Source organism: Dactylosporangium sp. CS-047395, from assembly GCF_050942185.1.
GTDB lineage: Bacteria > Actinomycetota > Actinomycetes > Mycobacteriales > Micromonosporaceae > Dactylosporangium.
Map to the genome: position 1 here is coordinate 3,460,579 of NZ_CP192015.1, position 17,193 is coordinate 3,477,771.

Annotated in this window: 21 protein-coding genes and 1 riboswitch; of the genes, 12 read left to right on the forward strand and 9 right to left on the reverse strand. The window is 73.3% G+C overall.

Annotated elements, in window-relative coordinates; all coding sequences use genetic code 11:
• Nucleotides 1–14 precede the first annotated feature (14 nt).
• Nucleotides 15–227 carry a DUF3311 domain-containing protein gene (locus ACQP00_RS16210; protein ID WP_433061251.1) on the reverse strand — a complete coding sequence of 71 codons (213 nt, stop codon included), beginning with the start codon at nucleotides 225–227 and terminating at the stop codon, nucleotides 15–17.
• Between the two features lie 78 nt (nucleotides 228–305).
• Nucleotides 306–1,724 carry a hypothetical protein gene (locus ACQP00_RS16215; protein ID WP_433219797.1) on the reverse strand — a complete coding sequence of 473 codons (1,419 nt, stop codon included), beginning with the start codon at nucleotides 1,722–1,724 and terminating at the stop codon, nucleotides 306–308.
• An 84-nt stretch (nucleotides 1,725–1,808) separates the two neighbouring features.
• On the opposite strand from ACQP00_RS16215, the gene ACQP00_RS16220 reads away from it, so the two are divergent.
• From ACQP00_RS16220 to ACQP00_RS16230, 3 genes are read left to right on the forward strand one after another with little or no spacing between them, the layout of a single operon-like run.
• Nucleotides 1,809–3,815 carry an MMPL family transporter gene (locus ACQP00_RS16220; RefSeq protein ID WP_433219799.1) on the forward strand — a complete coding sequence of 669 codons (2,007 nt, stop codon included), beginning with the start codon at nucleotides 1,809–1,811 and terminating at the stop codon, nucleotides 3,813–3,815.
• Nucleotides 3,812–4,024, forward strand: coding sequence for a hypothetical protein (locus tag ACQP00_RS16225; RefSeq protein ID WP_433219801.1), 213 nt, complete (start codon nucleotides 3,812–3,814; stop codon nucleotides 4,022–4,024). Before ACQP00_RS16220 ends, ACQP00_RS16225 begins: the two co-directional genes overlap by 4 nt.
• Complete coding sequence (locus tag ACQP00_RS16230; protein WP_433219802.1) at nucleotides 4,015–4,647, forward strand: hypothetical protein; 633 nt, start codon at nucleotides 4,015–4,017, stop codon at nucleotides 4,645–4,647. The genes ACQP00_RS16225 and ACQP00_RS16230 overlap by 10 nt, the downstream gene beginning before the upstream one ends.
• Here ACQP00_RS16230 and ACQP00_RS16235 read toward each other — a convergent pair.
• Both ACQP00_RS16235 and ACQP00_RS16240 read right to left on the reverse strand, forming a co-directional pair.
• A complete protein-coding gene (locus tag ACQP00_RS16235) occupies nucleotides 4,610–5,338 on the reverse strand; it encodes a hypothetical protein (RefSeq protein ID WP_433219804.1) in 729 nt (242 codons plus the stop codon). The two genes, ACQP00_RS16230 and ACQP00_RS16235, sit on opposite strands and share 38 nt — an antisense overlap.
• A gap of 4 nt (nucleotides 5,339–5,342) precedes the next feature.
• Nucleotides 5,343–5,651 carry a ribosomal protein L7/L12 gene (locus ACQP00_RS16240; RefSeq protein WP_433219806.1) on the reverse strand — a complete coding sequence of 103 codons (309 nt, stop codon included), beginning with the start codon at nucleotides 5,649–5,651 and terminating at the stop codon, nucleotides 5,343–5,345.
• A gap of 70 nt (nucleotides 5,652–5,721) precedes the next feature.
• Between ACQP00_RS16240 and ACQP00_RS16245 the strand changes: the two genes are divergently transcribed.
• Both ACQP00_RS16245 and ACQP00_RS16250 read left to right on the forward strand, forming a co-directional pair.
• Nucleotides 5,722–6,057, forward strand: a complete 336-nt coding sequence (locus ACQP00_RS16245) for an ArsR/SmtB family transcription factor (RefSeq protein WP_433219808.1) — start codon at nucleotides 5,722–5,724, stop codon at nucleotides 6,055–6,057.
• Complete coding sequence (locus tag ACQP00_RS16250) at nucleotides 6,054–6,692, forward strand: SRPBCC family protein (protein ID WP_433219810.1); 639 nt, start codon at nucleotides 6,054–6,056, stop codon at nucleotides 6,690–6,692. The genes ACQP00_RS16245 and ACQP00_RS16250 overlap by 4 nt, the downstream gene beginning before the upstream one ends.
• A gap of 1 nt (nucleotide 6,693) precedes the next feature.
• Here ACQP00_RS16250 and ACQP00_RS16255 read toward each other — a convergent pair whose 3' ends face one another.
• A complete protein-coding gene (locus tag ACQP00_RS16255) occupies nucleotides 6,694–7,173 on the reverse strand; it encodes a hypothetical protein (protein ID WP_433219812.1) in 480 nt (159 codons plus the stop codon).
• A 55-nt stretch (nucleotides 7,174–7,228) separates the two neighbouring features.
• Here ACQP00_RS16255 and ACQP00_RS16260 point away from each other — a divergent pair, with 55 nt between their 5' ends.
• From ACQP00_RS16260 to ACQP00_RS16270, 3 genes are read left to right on the forward strand one after another with little or no spacing between them, the layout of a single operon-like run.
• Complete coding sequence (locus ACQP00_RS16260; protein WP_433219814.1) at nucleotides 7,229–7,789, forward strand: dihydrofolate reductase family protein; 561 nt, start codon at nucleotides 7,229–7,231, stop codon at nucleotides 7,787–7,789.
• A 32-nt stretch (nucleotides 7,790–7,821) separates the two neighbouring features.
• Nucleotides 7,822–8,160, forward strand: coding sequence for a PadR family transcriptional regulator (locus ACQP00_RS16265; protein ID WP_433219816.1), 339 nt, complete (start codon nucleotides 7,822–7,824; stop codon nucleotides 8,158–8,160).
• On the forward strand, nucleotides 8,157–9,215 hold the full coding sequence (locus ACQP00_RS16270; protein ID WP_433219818.1) for a hypothetical protein: 1,059 nt from the start codon (nucleotides 8,157–8,159) through the stop codon (nucleotides 9,213–9,215). Before ACQP00_RS16265 ends, ACQP00_RS16270 begins: the two co-directional genes overlap by 4 nt.
• 3 nt (nucleotides 9,216–9,218) lie before the next feature.
• Here the strand turns inward: ACQP00_RS16270 and ACQP00_RS16275 are convergent, their stop codons facing one another.
• The 3 genes from ACQP00_RS16275 to ACQP00_RS16285 are packed head-to-tail and all read right to left on the reverse strand — an operon-like array spanning nucleotide 9,219 to nucleotide 12,053.
• Complete coding sequence (locus tag ACQP00_RS16275; RefSeq protein WP_433219820.1) at nucleotides 9,219–10,463, reverse strand: serine hydrolase domain-containing protein; 1,245 nt, start codon at nucleotides 10,461–10,463, stop codon at nucleotides 9,219–9,221.
• A gap of 49 nt (nucleotides 10,464–10,512) precedes the next feature.
• On the reverse strand, nucleotides 10,513–11,493 hold the full coding sequence (locus ACQP00_RS16280; RefSeq protein WP_433219822.1) for a CU044_5270 family protein: 981 nt from the start codon (nucleotides 11,491–11,493) through the stop codon (nucleotides 10,513–10,515).
• Nucleotides 11,493–12,053, reverse strand: a complete 561-nt coding sequence (locus tag ACQP00_RS16285; protein ID WP_433219824.1) for an RNA polymerase sigma factor — start codon at nucleotides 12,051–12,053, stop codon at nucleotides 11,493–11,495. The genes ACQP00_RS16280 and ACQP00_RS16285 overlap by 1 nt, the downstream gene beginning before the upstream one ends.
• Before the next feature lie 136 nt (nucleotides 12,054–12,189).
• On the opposite strand from ACQP00_RS16285, the gene ACQP00_RS16290 reads away from it, so the two are divergent.
• On the forward strand, nucleotides 12,190–12,618 hold the full coding sequence (locus ACQP00_RS16290; RefSeq protein ID WP_433219826.1) for a hypothetical protein: 429 nt from the start codon (nucleotides 12,190–12,192) through the stop codon (nucleotides 12,616–12,618).
• 63 nt (nucleotides 12,619–12,681) lie between these two features.
• Here ACQP00_RS16290 and ACQP00_RS16295 read toward each other — a convergent pair whose 3' ends face one another.
• A complete protein-coding gene (locus ACQP00_RS16295; protein WP_433219828.1) occupies nucleotides 12,682–14,631 on the reverse strand; it encodes an Hsp70 family protein in 1,950 nt (649 codons plus the stop codon).
• A 72-nt stretch (nucleotides 14,632–14,703) separates the two neighbouring features.
• Between ACQP00_RS16295 and ACQP00_RS16300 the strand changes: the two genes are divergently transcribed.
• Genes ACQP00_RS16300 through ACQP00_RS16310 form a run of 3 tightly spaced genes read left to right on the forward strand, consistent with a single transcriptional unit; the run spans nucleotide 14,704 to nucleotide 16,799 of the window.
• Nucleotides 14,704–15,264, forward strand: coding sequence for a TetR/AcrR family transcriptional regulator (locus tag ACQP00_RS16300; protein WP_433219830.1), 561 nt, complete (start codon nucleotides 14,704–14,706; stop codon nucleotides 15,262–15,264).
• Nucleotides 15,261–15,905, forward strand: coding sequence for a maleylpyruvate isomerase family mycothiol-dependent enzyme (locus ACQP00_RS16305; RefSeq protein ID WP_433219832.1), 645 nt, complete (start codon nucleotides 15,261–15,263; stop codon nucleotides 15,903–15,905). The genes ACQP00_RS16300 and ACQP00_RS16305 overlap by 4 nt, the downstream gene beginning before the upstream one ends.
• 9 nt (nucleotides 15,906–15,914) lie before the next feature.
• On the forward strand, nucleotides 15,915–16,799 hold the full coding sequence (locus tag ACQP00_RS16310) for an ABC transporter substrate-binding protein (RefSeq protein ID WP_433219833.1): 885 nt from the start codon (nucleotides 15,915–15,917) through the stop codon (nucleotides 16,797–16,799).
• A 66-nt stretch (nucleotides 16,800–16,865) separates the two neighbouring features.
• Nucleotides 16,866–17,073: riboswitch (cobalamin riboswitch) on the forward strand.
• Nucleotides 17,074–17,193 lie beyond the last annotated feature (120 nt).

The window sequence follows — 17,193 nt, forward strand, 5'->3', positions numbered from 1 at the left end:
CTCGACCCCGCCGCTCACCGCTCGAACTCCGGCCGCCGGTTGCGCAGGAAGACGAAGGCGATGATCGCCATGGCCAGCAGCACGCAGGCCATCTGGTACCAGTAGAAGAACGGCAGCCCCCACAGTTTCGGGTCGGCCCGGTCGTACAGGGGTGTGAGCAGCGGCGCGATCGTCGGAACGGCCAATAACCAGTAGCCGGAGCGGCGGCGTCGGGCGGGCGGTGCCATCGAGCCTCCTTGCGGTGATGGAACCAGGGGTGTGGCGCGATGGTACTGGCAAGTAACTTCCCGCGACACCCCGTGTTTTCAGCGCCGCAGGGCCCGCCCGGCGCCCGCGATCACCGTGGTGGCGAGGACCCAGCCCACGGCCATGATCAGCACAGCGACGGCCTTGTCGGCGCCGGTCGGATTCCAGGCGTGCTCGTGCCCGAGATCGACCAGCGGCACCAGAAGATCCAACGTGTACAGCAGCGGATCCCACGTCGGGGACTCGCCAGGCTTCACCGGGTCGAGCGGCCCGCTCCAGGCGAACCACGAAGCCCCCGCGCCGAACACGGCCAGCAGCCACAACAGAGCGCGCGCCGGGCGGTAGCCGAAGCCGATCGTGGCGTCCTGCACCGCCCCCCAAACCGCGCCGAGCCGCCCCATCGCGCGGTGGCGCAGCCGCTCGCGCACACGCAGGACCTGCCGGGCCTCCTGCTCTCGGCCGTCGCGGCGCAGAGCCGCCGCCAACTGGTCGTACGGCCCCGGCGCGAACGTAGGATCGCAGCGCGCCATCCAAGCCAGCCGCTCGCGCGCGGTCCACGCGCGGGTGTCGTCCGAGCGGCGGCTGATCCGGTCGTACGTCAGCCCCGCCAGCTCGATGGTGCACGCCTCAGGCCAGCCGGTCGGGTCGTCGACGAGCCGCCCCACGTGTGCGTCGCGCAGGCTGATGGCGCCCGACGAGGACGGGGCCGGCCGGAGGGTCAGCATGGCGGTCTCGGCCTCGATGAGCAGCAGGGCCGAGTCCGACGGGGTCCGCAGGAGTGAGCCCTGCAGGACGATCGCGCCCGCCGCGCGCAGGCCGATGAACATGACCATGCCCTCGGCGGTCATGGCGTGGGCCCACACGCCGCCGCCGATCACCGCGCCGTTCGCCGCGATGGCCGGGGCGCCGGGGCGGGGGGAGCGGACGGTGCACTGGGCGATGTTGAGGTCGCCGGCGATGCGGGCGCCGTCCAGGCGGACGCCTGAGGAGTACACGGCGCCGTGGCCGATTTTGGCGTCGCCCTCGATGACGGCCCGCTGGAGGTTCACCGCGCCGGAGAAGGCGGTGCCGGTGAGGTCCAGGCCGCCGTCGACGCGGAGGTGGTGGAGCCAGGCCTCGCCCGTGACCGTGGCGCGGCGCAGGCCCAACCAGCGGCGGACGCGCAGGGACTCGGCGTCGAGCGACGGGAGCGTGCACTCGTCGAGGTTGGCCGAGCCCAGCTCGGCGTGGTCGAGCAGGAGCGGCTGGGTGAACGTGCAGCCCCGCAGGCGGATCGGGGCGTCGACGCGGGCGCCGGTGAGGTCCAGGCGGCCGGTGATCCGCGCGCCGGAGAGGTCGACGCGGGCGGTGCGGCCCGCTCGGGCGCGCGGGCCGTCGAGCAGGAGTTCGGCGATGAGCTGGGCCGGTACCGTGGCGCCCTGGGCTTCGAACGGCTGCCCGGACCGGAACGCTGCGCGGACCGCCCAGCTCACTCTCACGAGGGATCCGTCCGGCTCTTGTCGGCGATGCGGCCGGCCGGGCCGCGGCGAGAGCATCGACGCATGTCCAAGACAATACCGACCTTGCGAATACCGACCTTGAGAATACTGACCATTGCCATCTGGGTCGCCGTGGTGGGGCTCGGGGCCGGCTTCGGCGGCGGGGTGTTCGAGAACCTCACCGCGCAGGTCGCGGTCGTGCCCGGCAGCGAGAACGAGCGCGCGCTCGACCTGCGGGCCGACGCGGCCGGGCCGCAGGGCCAGCACCTGACCGCCGTCGCCGTCGGGTCCACGGTGGACACCGGAGCCGTGCGGAGCATGCCGGGCGTGGCCGCGGTCGCGCCGCCGGTGCCGAGCGCCGACGGGCAGGCCTGGCTGACCGACGTCACGCTCACGCCCGACGCCACCGAGGCGCAGGCCGGGGCGGTCGCCAAGGCGCTGCGATCGGAGCACGTCACCGTGGCCGGCGGGCCGCTCACCGACCTGGAGTTCGGCACACAGGCGCAGACCGACGTCCAGCGGGCCGAACTGGTCACCCTGCCGATCGTGCTGATCCTGCTCATCGTGGTGTTCGGCGGCCTCGTCGCGGGGTTGATGCCGCTGATCGTCGCGCTCGCGGGGACTGCCGCCACGCTCGGCATCCTGTACCTCGGCAGCCTCGTCACCGACATCAGCGTCTACGCGATCCAGGTCGCCACCATGCTGAGCCTGGGGCTGGCCGTCGACTATGGACTGTTGCTCATCAGCCGGTACCGCACCGAGCTCGCCGCCACCGCCGACCGCGACAAGGCCCTGCGGCGCGCGGTGTCCAAGGCCGGCCGCACGATCGCGGTCACCGGGCTGACGGTGGCGGCGAGCCTGCTCGGCCTCACCGTGTTCCCGGACGCGTTCCTGCGCTCGATGGGGCTGGCCGGGGCGGCCGTCGTGGTCGTCGACATGCTGGCCGTGCTGACCCTGCTGCCGGCCGTGCTGCGGCTGGTCGGGCGGCGCATCAAGCCCGCCGGGCCCGCGTCCGGGACCGGTCTGTTCGCCCGGCTCGCGCACGCGTTGCAGCGCCGGCCGCTGCTGGTCACCGTGGTCACGGCGGCGGGGGTGTTGCTGCTGGCGGTACCGTCGCTGCAGTTGCGGTTGACCAACAGCGATGCGCGCGCCCTTCCGGCGACGACCGAGACCCGCAGGCAGTATGACGCGCTCGCCGCGCACTTCCCGCAGCTCGTCGGGCCCGACGCCATCGCCGCCGTCGTGCGCTCGGCCGCGGACGCCCCGGCCACGGCCGACTTCGCCGCGCGGGTGCGGACGGTGCCCGGAGTGTCCACAGTGGAGATCGTGCCGGTGTCGGACGCGGTGAGCGTGGTGCGCGCGACGCCGGTGCACCAGCCGTGGACGGCCGAGGGGCGGGCGACCCTCGAAGCGGTGCGCGCGCTGCCGGCCCCGTTCGAGGTGCTCGTGGCCGGCGACGTGGCCCGCCTCGTCGATTACCGGGCCATGCTGCTGCGGTACGGCCCGTGGGCCGCGCTCATCGTGCTCGTCGCCACGTTCGCGCTGCTCGCGGTGTTCACCCGCTCGGTCCTGCTGCCGGTGAAGGCGGTGCTGACCAGCCTGCTCAGCATCGCGGCGGCGTTCGGGGCGATCGTGTGGGTGTTCCAGGACGGCCACCTCGCGAGCTGGTTCGGGGCCGAACGGTTGGACGCGGTCGACCTGACCGTGCCGGTGCTCGTCGCGGCGATCGCGTTCGGGCTCTCCGTCGACTACGAGGTCTTCCTGCTGGCGCGGATCCGGGAGCGGTACCTCGAGACCGGCGACGCCCGCGCCGCCGTACGGCACGGCCTGCAGCAGACCGGCCGGATCGTCACGTCCGCCGCGCTGCTGCTCGTCGTGGTGTTCGCCGGGTTCCTGCTCGGCGGGTTCGCGCCCATCAAGGAGATCGGCGTCGGGCTCGTGGTGGCGATCGTGCTGGACGCGACCGTGGTGCGGATGCTGCTCGTACCGGCCACGATGACCCTGCTCGGCCGGGCCAACTGGTGGCCGTCGCGGCCGCCGGTCGTTCGCTCCACTGTGGAGGAGCCGGAGCGCGTAGCATTGGCCGGGTGATCGACCTCGACCACCGGGCCGGGCCGCCCGCGCGTGGCCCGGCCCGGTGGAAGCGCCGGCCGGCCCTGCGGCTCACTGTGGTCGCGGCGGTGTCGCTGCTGGCCGGCCTGCCGGCGACGCCACCCCGGGCGCTCGGGGCCCCGGTCCGCCCGGCGTGCGTGCCCGCGCCCGACGTCTACCACCTCTTCGGCGGCGGGCTGTGCGGCTGATCGTCACCGGCCTCGCCGCCACCCATGTGGCCGGGATCCTCGCCGGCCACGTCCTGCCGTGGACCGGCACGACAACCATGACAGCCCTCCTCTTGTACGCCCTGAGCCTCCCCGCCCCCCGCCCGCGCCTGGCCGGGTTCGCGTGTCTCGCGGTGCTGGCCGCCTCGATCGACGCGCGCACCGGCGGCCACGGCTTCCCGAACTGCCTGATCTACCCGGCCGCCCCGGCCCGGCACGCGGTCGAGGGCACGCTGCTCGTGCTCGGCGTGGGGCTGCTGCTCGTCGCGGCGCTCGGGCGCGGGTTCGCCGTCGTCGCGCTGCTGGCGGTGCTGACCGCGCCGGCGCTGTACGAGTGGACCCAGCCGCCGGACCCGTCCTCGCTGCAGCCGGTGCTCAGCGCGCAGGAGCGGCTGGCGCTGATCGCCCGCGCGCGGGCGCAGGCCGGGGTCCAGGACGGGGCGATCGTCGCCATCGCGGTCAGCACCGAGCCGCCGCGGCTGCTGCCGCCCGTCGTCGCGCCGCCCGACTGGTCCCGGGGACTGCTGCCCGCCGTCCCGGCTGCGGTGGTGTTCGCGGCCCTGGCGGCTATTGCGACCGGGCGAGATACCGAAGACCCTGCCTGAGGTACGTGCGCGGGTTGGTGTCCAGGAAGCGCGCCCACTCCGGGCTCGGCTCGCCCCGCAGCCAGGCGTAGCGGGCGAGGGCGTACCCGTACATCGGCTCGGTCAGGTAGCCCAGCCGGCTCGTGCGCGAGTAGGCGTAGTCGCCGCGGGTGAGCCGGGCGTAGTCCAGCGCGGCGTTCGCGGCGAACAGGCCCAGGCCGAAGAAGACGGTGGCCAGATCGGTGAGCGGCTCGCAGTCGGCCGCGTCCGGTTCGGCCCGCCGCTCGCCCAGCAGCCGCACGTGGCCCAGCTCGTGGGCGAGCGTGGCGACCAGGGCCGTCGGGCGCTCGACCAGGTCCTCGCGGATCGTGACCACCGGGCAGCCGTCGCGCTCGTGGTAGTGCCCGGCCGCGCCGGTGCCGACCGTGTTCAGCGGGATGTGCCCGGCCAGGCCCGGCTCGGCGCCGGCGTGCTCGAACTCCAGGGCGATCCCGGACCGGTCGGCGCCCACGTGCGCGCAGAGCCGGGCGACCAGCGCCTCGATCTCGTCGGTGCTGCCGGTCCAGACGCCGGGGAAGTCGGCGTCGCTCGGGGTGAGGACCGGCCCGAACAGCGTGGTGCGGCCGAACTGGGCGCTGAGCCAGCCCAGCGAGTGCTCGATCCACGCCCGTTCCTCTTCGCGCACCGGGCAGCGCGCGGCCGGCCACATCACCGGCTCACAGCAGGCCGTAGCGGCGCCCGAGCGCCTCGACCTCGTCCTTGGCGTCCTTCAGGCCGAGGCCGGTGATTTCACGGTACCGCTTGATCGCCTGGATCTTCCGCCCCTGCCGCAGCTCCTCGAGCACCATCGCGTCCACCTCCGGCTCCGGCTCCACGATGCCGAGCTGGTCCATGATCAGGTCCAGCTTGCGCTCGATCGTGGCCAGCCGGCGGGCGGTCTGCGGGTCCTCGCCGCGCCGGCCGAACAGCAGCGACACGCCGGTGATCGCGATGACGGTGAAGACGAGTGCGGCGAGCCAGTCCATCCCGCCATTGAACCGTACCGGTGCTATTTCAGTCTTGACTTATATAAGCGGTCGGTGACATTCTCGGTCCGTGCACGCGTTCGACGTGCTCGGCGACCCCGTCCGCCGCCGGATCCTCGAGCTGCTCGCCGACGGTGAGCAGCCCGCCGGGGCGATCAGCGAGGCCGTGCGGGCCGAGTTCGGCATCTCCCAGCCGGCCGTCTCCCAGCATCTCAAGGTGCTGCGCGAGGCGGGCTTCACCACGGTGCGGGCGGAGGGCACCCGCCGCCTGTACGCCGTGGACGCCGCCCCGCTGCGGGAGGTCGACGCCTGGCTGGAACGTTTCCGCGGCTTCTGGACCCAGCGCCTGGACGCCCTGGCCACCGAGCTGGCCCGGGGCCGGCGCCAACGCAAGGAGGACTCGTGATCGACCTGGTCAACCAGATCAACGCCACCCACCGCGAGCTCGGCACCGCCCCGCTGTCGACCGGCGGGCCGGGCCGGTCGCTGCTGCTGCGCCGCACGTACGACGCGACCGTCGACGATGTCTGGGACGCCTGCACCGACCCCGACCGGCTGGCCCGCTGGCTGGCCCCGGTCGAGGGCGACCTGCGGCCGGGCGGCAAGTACCAGCTGCAGGGCAACGCGGGCGGCCAGATCCTGCACTGCTCACCGCCGTCGCTGCTGCGCGTCACCTGGTCGTTCGGCGAGGGGATGGACACCGAGGTGGAGCTGCGCCTGTCGCCGTCGGGCGACCGGACCGACCTGGAGCTGGAACACTCGTCGCCGGCCGAGATCGTGGACGCGATGGTCGCCCAGTACGGCCCGGGCGGCACCCTCGGCATCGGCGGCGGCTGGGACCTGGCCCTGGCCGGGCTGTTCATGCACCTGTCGGGCGCGGACTACGACCCGGCCACGTGGCAGGACACCCCGCAGGCCAAGGCGTTCGCGTCCGGCTGCTGCGACGCCTGGGGCGCGGTCGTGCAGTCGGCGTGGGGCACGAGCGACGAGGACCTGGCCGGGGCGCTCGCCTTCGCGAAGGCGCACTTCGCCCCGGAGTAGTTCAGCCGGCCGCCCAGTCCCGGATCGCCGCGAAGTCGGCGGGCGCGAGGCCCGCGCGGCCGTCGACGCGGTGCAGCAGCGCCGGGGCCGGGTGGTGCCGGGCGACCCAGGCGCGGTCGGCCGCGGTGAGCTCGTCGTCGACCCAGGCGAACGGCCGCCCGGCCGCCCACGCCACCAGGTCGCGGGTCTTCCAGTGCTCGGGGCCGTCGAAGTCGTGGTCGGAGAACGCCACGAGCGGCAGCTCCGGCAGGCCGAGCAGCGGGCCGATGACCTCGTTGGCGTCCTCGGCCCAGGTGGTCGCCCACACCAGGTCGCAGCCGAGGCCGAGCAGGCGCGGGCCGTCGGCGGGATCGACGCGCAGCAGCAGCGGGTTGCCGTGGCGGCGGGCCGCGGCCTCGGCCGCCGGGTGCGGCGCGGCCCCGCGGTGGGCGAGCGGGACGAGGGGCCCGTCGACGTCGAGGAACAGCAGCGGCGGCGGCATGGAGAAATTCTGCGCGATCGTGTCGAGGGGCCGCGATCGGCTCCGACAATAGGGCATGAGCAACCTCATCTACTGGGTGCACGCCTCGGTCGACGGCTTCATCGACGGGCCGCAGGGCGAGTTCGACTGGCCGGTCATGGGGCCGGAGCTGTCCGCATACTCCGAGTCGCTGGACGAGCGGGTCGGCACGCTGCTGTACGGGCGGCCGGTCTGGGACATGATGGTCGGCTTCTGGCCCCGCGCCGAGGAGTTCGACCAGGACTCGCACACCAAGGCGTTCGCGCCGTTCTGGCGGGCCACGCCCAAGGTGGTCTGCTCGCGCACCTTCGCCGGTGACGAGTGGACCGACCGCGTGATCCGCGACGACCTGGCCGGCGAGATCCGGGCGCTCAAGGCCGAGGCCGGCGCCGACATCCTGCTCACCGGCGGGTCCGGGCTCGCCGCCGCGCTGACCGAGCACGGGCTCATCGACGAGTACCACGTCGCGGTACACCCGGTGGTGCTCGGCGGCGGACGCCCGCTGTTCCAGGCGCCGGGCAAGCGGCTCAACCTGCGCACCGAGGGCTCGCGGGTGGTCGACGGGCGGATCGTGGTGACCCACTACCGGCAAGGTTAGGCATATACCTAAATTAGATATATGCTCCGGCCATGCCACTCAAGGAGTCGGCCTTCCACATCCTGTCCGCGCTCGCGGCCGAGCCCACGCACGGGTACGGGATCATGAAGGACGTCGAGCAGCAGTCGGGCGGCGCCGTGCGCCTGCGCCCCGGGACCCTTTACGCCGTGCTCGCCGAATTGGTTGAGGACGGCCTCATCGAGATCGCCGCCGAGGAGGTGGTGCAGTCGCGGCTGCGGCGCACCTACCGGCTCACGGCGTCCGGGGCGCAGCGCCTCGCCGACGAGGTCGAGCGCCGCCGCGCCGCGGCCAACACGGCCGGGCGCCGGCTGCGCAACAGCGGGCTGCTCGCGGGCGGAGGTGCGGCGTGACGACACCGCTGGAGGTGCGCTACGAGCGGCTGCTGCGGCTGTACCCGGCCGGGTTCCGCCGCGCGCACGGCGAGGACATGCTCACCACGATGCTCGCCGACGCGGGGGAGCGGCGCCGCTGGCCGCGACCCGGCGACGCGGCCGACATCGCCTTCCACGCCCTGCGGCTGCGGCTGTTCAAGCGCCCGACCGGCGGCCTGCTCGGACCCGGCTGGGCCGACGCCTGCGCGCTCATCGGGCCCCTGGCCGCGTTCGCCATCCTGGCCCTGAGTGCCACCAAGGCGCTGCGGCTCACGATGTCCCCCGGCCCCGCGCTGCTCATCCAGATCGCCGCCTGGGCTCTGGTCACCGTGGCCGCGTTCGCCGGGCTGCGCCGGGTCGCCGGCTGGCTCGGCTGGATCGCGTTCCTCACCCAGGTCGTGCCGATGGTGCGGCAGTTCACCCACGACCCGGTGCCGGTGGTGTACGCCCTGTGGTGGTTCGTGGCCGCGCTCGTCGCCGCCCTCGCCCTCAGCGCCGCCGGCCCCCGCGGCCCGTGGGAGGTCGCCGGTCGCTACCGCCTCGCCGTGCTCGTGGGCGCGCCGCTGCTGATGGGTGTGCTCGCGGTGGTCAGCGGCTCGGGCATCCTCATGCGCGGGTACGACGGGGGCAGCTACAGCGCGTTCTACCTGTACGACCTCATCGGCCCGGCCGGCGGCTCGTTCGCCCTGGAGGCGACCGGCCCCGCGGTGCTGTGGCTCGTGCTCGCCGCCATCGCCGGGTCCGCCGTCGCGTTCCTCGTCGCGCTGGTACGGCTCCCCGGCCCGATCCGCCGCCGCCTGCTCGTGGCCGCGGCGCCGGTGGTCGCCATGCTCGAACTCGTCAACTACGGCTTCGACGGCTGGGCGGTGTCCAACCTGCAGCGCGGCCACGTGATTCCGCTCGTGCTCGGGCAGTGGGCGGCGCTGGTCCTGCTGCCGCTGCTGGTCTTCCTCCTCGGCGTGTGGTGGGTCCGCCGCCGCGACGAGACCTCGCGCCTCGCCGCGATCGGCGCCCGGGTCGAGCGCGAGTCCTGACCGTCAGCGCGCGTCGGGGCGCTGGCTCCGCTCGCCCAGCACGGTGCGGAACAGCGCCTCGCGCAGCGCGAGCTCGCGGGGGTCGTCCCAGAGGTGGAAACCGGCGCGGTTCATCGCGTACGCGAAGCCGACGCCGGTCTCCGGGTCCGCGAAGCCGAACGAGCCACCGGCGCCCGGCGTGCCGAACGCGCGATCCCCGGCGGCGCCGAAGCGCAGGGCGGGGAACGGCTTCACGTAGCCCAGCGAGAACTGGGTGGGCACGTGCAGTACGACATCATCGAGACCGCCGGTGGGGGCCTGGGCCGGCCGGATCAGCGCGTCGAGGGTTTCCGCGGTGAGCCCCAGCGCCGACCCGCCGGTCGCGGCATCGCCGTAGAGCCGGGCGATCGCGCGGACCTCGCCGGTGCCGTTCGCCGCGGGCAGTTCGAGGCGCCGCACCTCCGGCAGGTTGTAGTTGCCGGTCTGGCTGAGCACCTTCGGGTTGGCGAACGAGCGGGCGGTGACGCTGCGCGGGTTGAGGAAGCCGAGCACGAACCCGCGCGGCATGGTGCCCATGTGCAGCAGCAGTTCGGCCGGCTTGTAACCGTGAATGGTCGCGATCCGCTCCGGGTCGACGGATTCGGGGACGCCGATGTGGAACTCGACGCCGAGCGGTCCGGCGATCTCCTCGGCGAAGAAGCGTCCGAGGGTACGGTGGTGCGGATCGACCCGGCGGATCAGCTCGCCCTCGTACCAGCCGAGCGAGATGGCGTGATAGCCGTGCCGGGTCCCCGGCGCCCAGGCCGGGCGTTGCGCCGCGAGGGCCGCCGCGACCACGTCCAGGTCGGCGAGGTCGGCCACGCTGAGCGGCCGGTCGATGGCGGGCAGGCCGGCCTGGTGGGCGAGCAGTTGGCGTACCGTCACCGCTTCCTTGCCGCCGGCGGCGAACTCGGGCCAGTAGGTCGCGACCGGCTCGTCGTGCGCGATCCAGCCGCGGGCGTGCGCGACGGCGATCGCCAGGCCGGACACGCCCTTGGTGGTCGAGAACACGGTGACGAGCGTGTCCTCGCGCCACGGCTCGCGGCGGCGGCCGTCGCGGTAGCCGCCCCACAGGTCGACGACCTTCTGCCCGTCGCGGTACACCGCGCAGGCCGCCCCGATCTCGCCCCGCTCGGCGAAGTTCCGGCGGAACGCGTCGGCGACCGGGCCGTACCCCTCATCGACGCCGCCGCTGATGAGCTCGTGCGGCACGTCCACCTTGAGCACCATGCCGGCCGACGATACGCCGTCGGCCGGCAATTCGGCACCAGCCGTGCATCTACTCTGTGTCGCCGACCTTGTCCACGATGACCGCCTTGGTGTAGATCACCTGGCGGAACAGGTCACCGACCCGGGTCAAGTCGTCGTTGCCGTGCTCGTCGGTGACGTGCCGCTCGGCGATGGCGACCTCGCGCTCGCCGATCAGCCGGTAGGTGGTCGGGTCGAACAGCAGCTCCTGGGCGAGGAACCCCTCCTCGACCCGGCCGAGACCGATCGCCGGGCGCCCGTCGAGGTTCACCGCGTCCGGGTTGAGCCGCACCCCGTCGCCCTTCGCGAGCGCGCCGTAGAACGCCGCCTCCACCTTGGGCGGTAGCACGTACTGGCCGAGCAGCCGGTCCAGCTCGATGCCGAAGTTTTTCGGGGCCTTGTCCCAGGCGAGCACCTTGTCCGGCGTGTCCAGGGCCTTGAGCTGGTTGTAGTCGAGCTGGCCCCAGGTGACGGCGCCGCCCTGCTCGTACACCTCCAGCTTGCCGCTCTCGTTCGTGGCCATCACCTTGGCGTCGATGCGCTTCCAGTTCTGACTGGTGATGACCCGGGTGCTGCCGGGCCGGATCGGGTCGTTGGGGTGCTCGCGCTCGAACGCGGCGTCGTTGCGCAGCTCCTGCGCCTCGTTGTACATGAACTGGTCCGGTCGCGGGTCGGCCCACGGCTTGTGGGTGGCCGCCCAGGCCGCGTTGGTCAGCACCTCGGCGGCGCTGGCGGGCTTGGGGAACGGCAGGCCGACGGTCGAGTAGCCCTGGCCGCTGTCGTCGACCGTGCCGAAGTTCTCCACCGCCACGACCCCGATGACCGCCGCGGCCGCCGCAGCCGCCGTGAGCGCAACCCGGAAAGGCCATCGCTTGTGTACTTTCCGAGGCGCGGCCACCGCCGGCCCGTCCTCCATGCGCCGCATCAGGGCCGCGCGGGCCCGGTCGCGCGTGTCCGGCGGGGGCGCCGGATCCGGGCCGAACGCCTCGCGCAGTGCCGTCATCTCATCCATCACTCAGCCACCTTCGGGTCGAGGGCCAGGGCCTTGCGCATCTCCTGGCGGGCGCGGTGCAGGCGGGAGCGCGCGGTGCCGGGCGGGATGCCCAGGGCCGCGGCCGCCTCCTGCTGGTTCAGGCCGGCCCAGGCGACGAGCAGCAGCACGTCACGGTCGGCCAGCGACAGGCGGTTGAGGGCGGCGGCGAGCCGGCCGCGGGCCCCGCCGGCGTCGACCCGTCCCGGCACCAGCTCGGTGTCGTCCGGGCCGGTGTCGGGCTCGGCACTGCGGGCGAACGCTCTGAGGCGCCGTGCCTCGGCTCGCGAGTGGCGCATGATCAGGTTCGAGGCGATGCCGTACAGCCACGGGCGCACCTCCCCGCGCGCCGCATCGAAGCCGGCCCGCCGGTCGTAGGCGACCAGGAACGTCTCCGACGCCACGTCCTCGGCCAGATCCGGCCCCAGGCGCCGCGCGGCGTAGGCGTAGATGTGCTCGTAGTGGCGGTCGAAAACCTCCGCGAACCGGTCCTGGAGCAGCGCGGTGTCGCTCTCCGGCGGTACCAAATCCGTCTCCCTCACACCACCTGTTCGCCGATCGGCGGCAAAGTGTTCGCGCCCTCCGGTGGTGGCACGTTTCCGGGATTCGACCGTTCCCGGATCGCCGTAACTTTAGTGATGTCAGCAGCGACAACCACTTCCCAGGGGGAAACCGAAGATGAGCGACATCGACACCTACGACAGCGGCGACACCGGTCACGACGTGGACTACGGCCAGTACTCGGCCGGCCAGGAGCACGACGCCCTCGACCAGCTGCACCAGGCCCAGGGCTCCGAGCACGACGCGCAGTCGCAGTTCGGCATCTACGAGAACGACCACCACGCGCAGGAGTCGACCGACTTCTCCACCGGCTCGCACGTCGAGTACGACCAGCCGGCCGCGGTGCACTACTCGGCCGACAACTACACCAACTACAGCCACGACGCGTCCGAGGACGACCACGTCTTCGCCGCCGAGGGCTCCGAGTCCTCGCACTCGGCCCAGTTCTCCGAGCTCGACGCGCTCTCGCAGCGCTTCGACGCCGCGTTCGCGGAGGGTACCCAGTTCCACGGCGAGGGCGGCCAGTACGGCGTCGCCGCCAACTAGCACGACAAGGGCTACCCCTGGCTCGAGGCCGGTCACCGTCACGGTGGCCGGCCTTCGCCATGCCTACCGCTGCATACCCGCCACCGTCTTGGTGAACGTGGCTTTCGTGGCGGCGATGGTCCGGTCGCGCAGGTCGTCCTTCTCGGCCTGCGTCCACGTCTTGCCGTCGGCGCGGGAAGCGAAGAAGTCCACTCGCATGCACACATTGCTGTCGCGCAGGCTCAGGGTCAGTCGCAGTTGCGCGGCGGCCTGGTCGCCGACGCCCGGGCTCTCGTAGATGACGGCCTCCTCGCCGAGTCCGGGCACCTGGGAGTTCGGTCCGGCCAGTTCCGCCGACGCGGCGGCCTGGGTCTGCATGCGCGAGGCCAGGGAGACGTCGTTGTACGCGTAGACGATGAACGAGACGGTCGCCGTACGCTGCTGCTGTGGGTCGCCCACGGCGTGCGAGCGGGTGTACGCGCAGCTGGTCGTGTTCACCGTCGCGTCGGGGTTGCGGCTCCCGGTCGGCTTGCTCAGCTCGCCCTCGTAGAGGTCGAAGAACGGCGTGGCGTCCGAGGCGGCGCACTCGTCCTTGGGCACCTTCTCGAGCGCGTACTTCCCGGGGCCGCCCGCGTTCTGGGCGCCCGCGGTGTTGGCCGGTGTGGTCGGGCTGGTCGGGCCCGGGTCGCCGGTCCGGTCCTTGGCGAAGGCGTAGATACCGGCGGTGGCGGTGCCGGCCACGAGGAGTACACCTAAAAGCACCATCGTGATGAGGACCGCCGGCGACGGACCGCGCCGCTGCGCCGCCGGTGGCCGCGGGGGCATCACCGGGGTGAAGGGGCGTTGCGGGGTCAGGGGCTGGCCGGTGACGGCGGCCGGGGAGACGGGGGCGGCCGCGAACACGGGCGACGACACCGGGGTGGCCGCCGCCGTGAACTCGCCGGTCGTCGGGTAGGGCGCGCCGCCGGAGGCCGGGACCGCCGAGATCGGGGCGGCGTTGGGCGTGCGGTTGACGTAGAGGGAGCCTTCCGCCACCACGAGTTCCGGCTGCTCGGCGACGATCGGGGCGATGCCCAGGGCCTCGTGCAGCATGGTGGCCACGAGCGGGATGCGGCTGGAGCCGCCGACCAGGAACAGGCCGGCGATCGCGGCGGTGCCCACGCCGGACTCGTTGACCAGGGCGCGGGTCATCGCGACGGTCGAGCGCAGGACCGGGCGGGTGAGGCCCTCCAGCTGCTCGCGGCCCAGCGGCACCTCGCGGCCGAGCGCGGGGATGCCGACCACGGTGCCGCTGGCCCGGGAGAGCATCTCCTTGGCCGAGCGCACATCGTCCCAGAGCTGGCGGCGGGTGGCCGGGTCCGTCCACAGCTGCCCGTACGTGGCCTGCAGGAACCCGATGACCGCGGCGTCCACGTCCAGGCCGCCGACGTCGTTGAGGCCGTCCGAGGCGACCTGCTCGAAGCCGGTGTGGGTGCGCCGCAGCAGGGTGACGTCGCAGGTGCCGGCGCCGAGGTCGTACACGAGCACGCACGCCCCGAGCGGGAGACCGGCGCCGCGGGTGTGCGCGAAGTACGTGGCGGCGGCGGTCGGCTCGCCCACCAGCTCGATGTTCACGAACCCGGCGTGCCGGGCGGCGTCGGTGAGCAGCGCGCGCCGGTTCTGGCCCCAGCTCGCCGGGTGGGTGAGCACCACGTCCTGGACCGGCCCGGCGACCCGCGCGGCCTCCCGGGCGACCCGGCCGAGGACCGCGACGATCAGGTCGCGCACCCCGACCTCGGCGTCGCCCAGCAGCACCGCGGTGTCGTCGATGCGCCGCTTCGGGTTGGGTTCCATCCGTTCGGGGGCGCTGCGGGCCAGGTGGGCGGCGTCGCGCCCGGTGTGCAGCTGCCCGTCGGGGCCGAGCAGGACGGCGGAGGACAGCAGCGGCGACCCGTCGAACAGCAGCGGCTGCACTCGCGCGTCGGGGCGCTGCAGCATCGCGATCGTGGTGGAGGTGCCGAAGTCGATCCCGAGGCGCAGGCGCGCAACCGTCATGGTCGGCCAGGATAACAGTCGGCCACCTGACTACATCTGTAGTTTTGCTCACTACAGATGTAGTCTCAAGCGGTGCGAACTCGGCGGGAGCAGTTGCTGGACGCGGCGATCGAGGTCATCGGCGCGGGCGGCATCCGGGCGCTCACCCACCGGGCCGTCGACGCCGGGGCCGGACTGCCGGTCGGCTCGGCGTCCAACCTGTTCCGCACCCGCGAGGCGCTCATCGACGCGGTCGTGCAGCGCTTCGCCGAGCGCGAGCAGGCCAACTGGGAGCGGATCGCCACCGAGGTGGTGCCGCAGAGCCCGGAGGAGCTGGCCGAGGTCCTCGGCCGGTTCGCCAAGCTGAGCACGGGCCCGCAGCGGTCGCTCACCCTGGCCCGGTACGCGATCCTGCTGGAGGCCGCCATCCGTCCCGAACTGCGCGCCCAGCTGCTGGAGACCGGGGCCAGGGTCAACGCCTGGGCCACCCACTGGATCCGCGCGAGCGGCTCGCCCGACCCCGACCGCGACGCCCCACTGATCATGAACTACTGGACCGGCCTGGTGCTCCACCAGCTCGCCATGCCCGATCCTGCCTTCGACCCGACGCCCGGCCTGCGCGCGCTGGTCCGCACCCTGGAGGTACCCCGATGAAGTTCCCTTGGTGGCCCGCGATCGATGCTCAACGCACCGCCGTCGCCGACCTGCTGGCCTCGCTCACGCCCGACGAGTGGTCAAGTCCCTCGCTCTGTACACAGTGGACTGTCCGCGAGGTGGCCGCCCACCTGACGCTGCAGCAGATGACCGTACGCGACCTGCTGGCCCGCACGCCCATCCTGGTCGGCGCCCGCGGCAACCTCGAACGCGGCATCCACGACATGGCCGTCGCCCGGGCCGCCGAGGTCGACGACGCCGGCCTGGTCGCCCTGATCCGCGCCTCGATCGGCTCCCGCCGCGCGCAGACCGGCGTCACCCCCTACGAAACATTGACCGATATGCTCGTCCACACCCAGGACATCGCCATCCCCCTGGGCCGCGACCTGCCGATGCCGCCCGACGCCGCCGCGGCCGCCGCGACGCGCATGATGACGATGCACTGGCCGCGACCCTTCCCAATCAAAAAGACCCTGCTCCGGTACTCCCTGCTGGCCGACGACACCGCCTGGCAGTTCGGCAACGGGCCGGCGGTCGAGGGCCCGATGAGCGCGCTGCTCCTGCTGGTCTGCGGCCGCCTCGCCGCGCTGGACCACCTGCGCGGCCCGGGACTGGAATCACTGCGGGCGGTCGCGGCATAGGGTCGGGGTATGCGCCTGGTGTCGTTGCTGCCGTCGGCCACCGAGATCGTCTACGCCCTCGGTCTCGGGGAGCGGCTCGTCGGGGTCACGTTCGAGTGCGACGAGCCGCCCGCCGCCCGGGCCGAGAAGACCGTGGTGGTGGGCGGCCGCGACACCAAGGGGATGACGCCGGGCGAGATCGACGCGTACGTGCGCGACCAGTTCGCGGCCGGCGAGGACCTCTACACCCTGCACGCCGGCGCCCTGGCCGCACTCGCCCCCGACCTGATCCTCACCCAGGACCTGTGCCGCGTCTGCGCCCTGCCGTCCGGCCACGTCGAGGACGCCCTGGACCACCTCGGCTGCCGCGCCGACGTGCTGTCCCTCGACCCGCACACCCTCGACGAGGTGCTGGAAACCATCGCGACGGTGGGGGAGCGGGCCGGGGTGCCGGAGCGGGCCTCGACCCTCATCGCCCACCTCCGATCCCGGCTCGACGCCGTCGCGGAACGGGTGGCGGGGCGCGCCCGGCCGCGGGTGGCGGTCGTCGAGTGGGTCGACCCGCCGTTCACCGCCGGACATTGGGTTCCCGACCTCGTGACCGCCGCCGGCGGCAAACCCGTGGCGGCCCGCCCGGGCGCGCGGTCGGTGCAGGTCGACTGGTCCGAGCTGACCGGCGCGCGTCCCGACGTCGTGGTCGTCACGCCGTGCGGCTTCCACCTGGACGGGGCCGCCGAACAGGCCGCGCTCGTCGCCCCGCGGTTCCCGGACGCGCAGGTCTGGGCCATCGACGCCGACGGCATCGTGGTGCGGCCCGGCCCCCGGCTCGTCGACGGAGTCGAGGCCCTCGCGGCGATCCTGCACCCGGACGCCGCCGCCCCGGCACCCTCGGGCTCCATCCGCCGCGTGCGCTGAAGCACGCGGCGCGACGCGACACGCCGCACAAGGTGTAGTGGCGTGCATTCGTGGCGGTACCCATATATGGTGTTGACCGTAGCTGGTTCGGCCACTCGTCCAGGGTGGCCGAGGCAAGAGGGAACCCGGTGCGAATCCGGGACTGCCCCGCAGCGGTCAGTGGGAACGACAGCCGTCATGTGCACTGGGCTCGATCAAGCCTGGGAAGCGACGGCCAGTAGGCATGCGCTCGACGCCCACGAGTCCGAAGACCTGCCAGCGCGCCGCGCACCGATGAGGGTGGGCGGCGGTCGAAGGCCGCGCGGGACGGCCGACGCCGAGTGCCGGGCCCTGGCCGCATGCCGCCGCGGGGCACCGGTGGCGTCTCCGCGTGTCCTTTCGACCTCAAACCGTC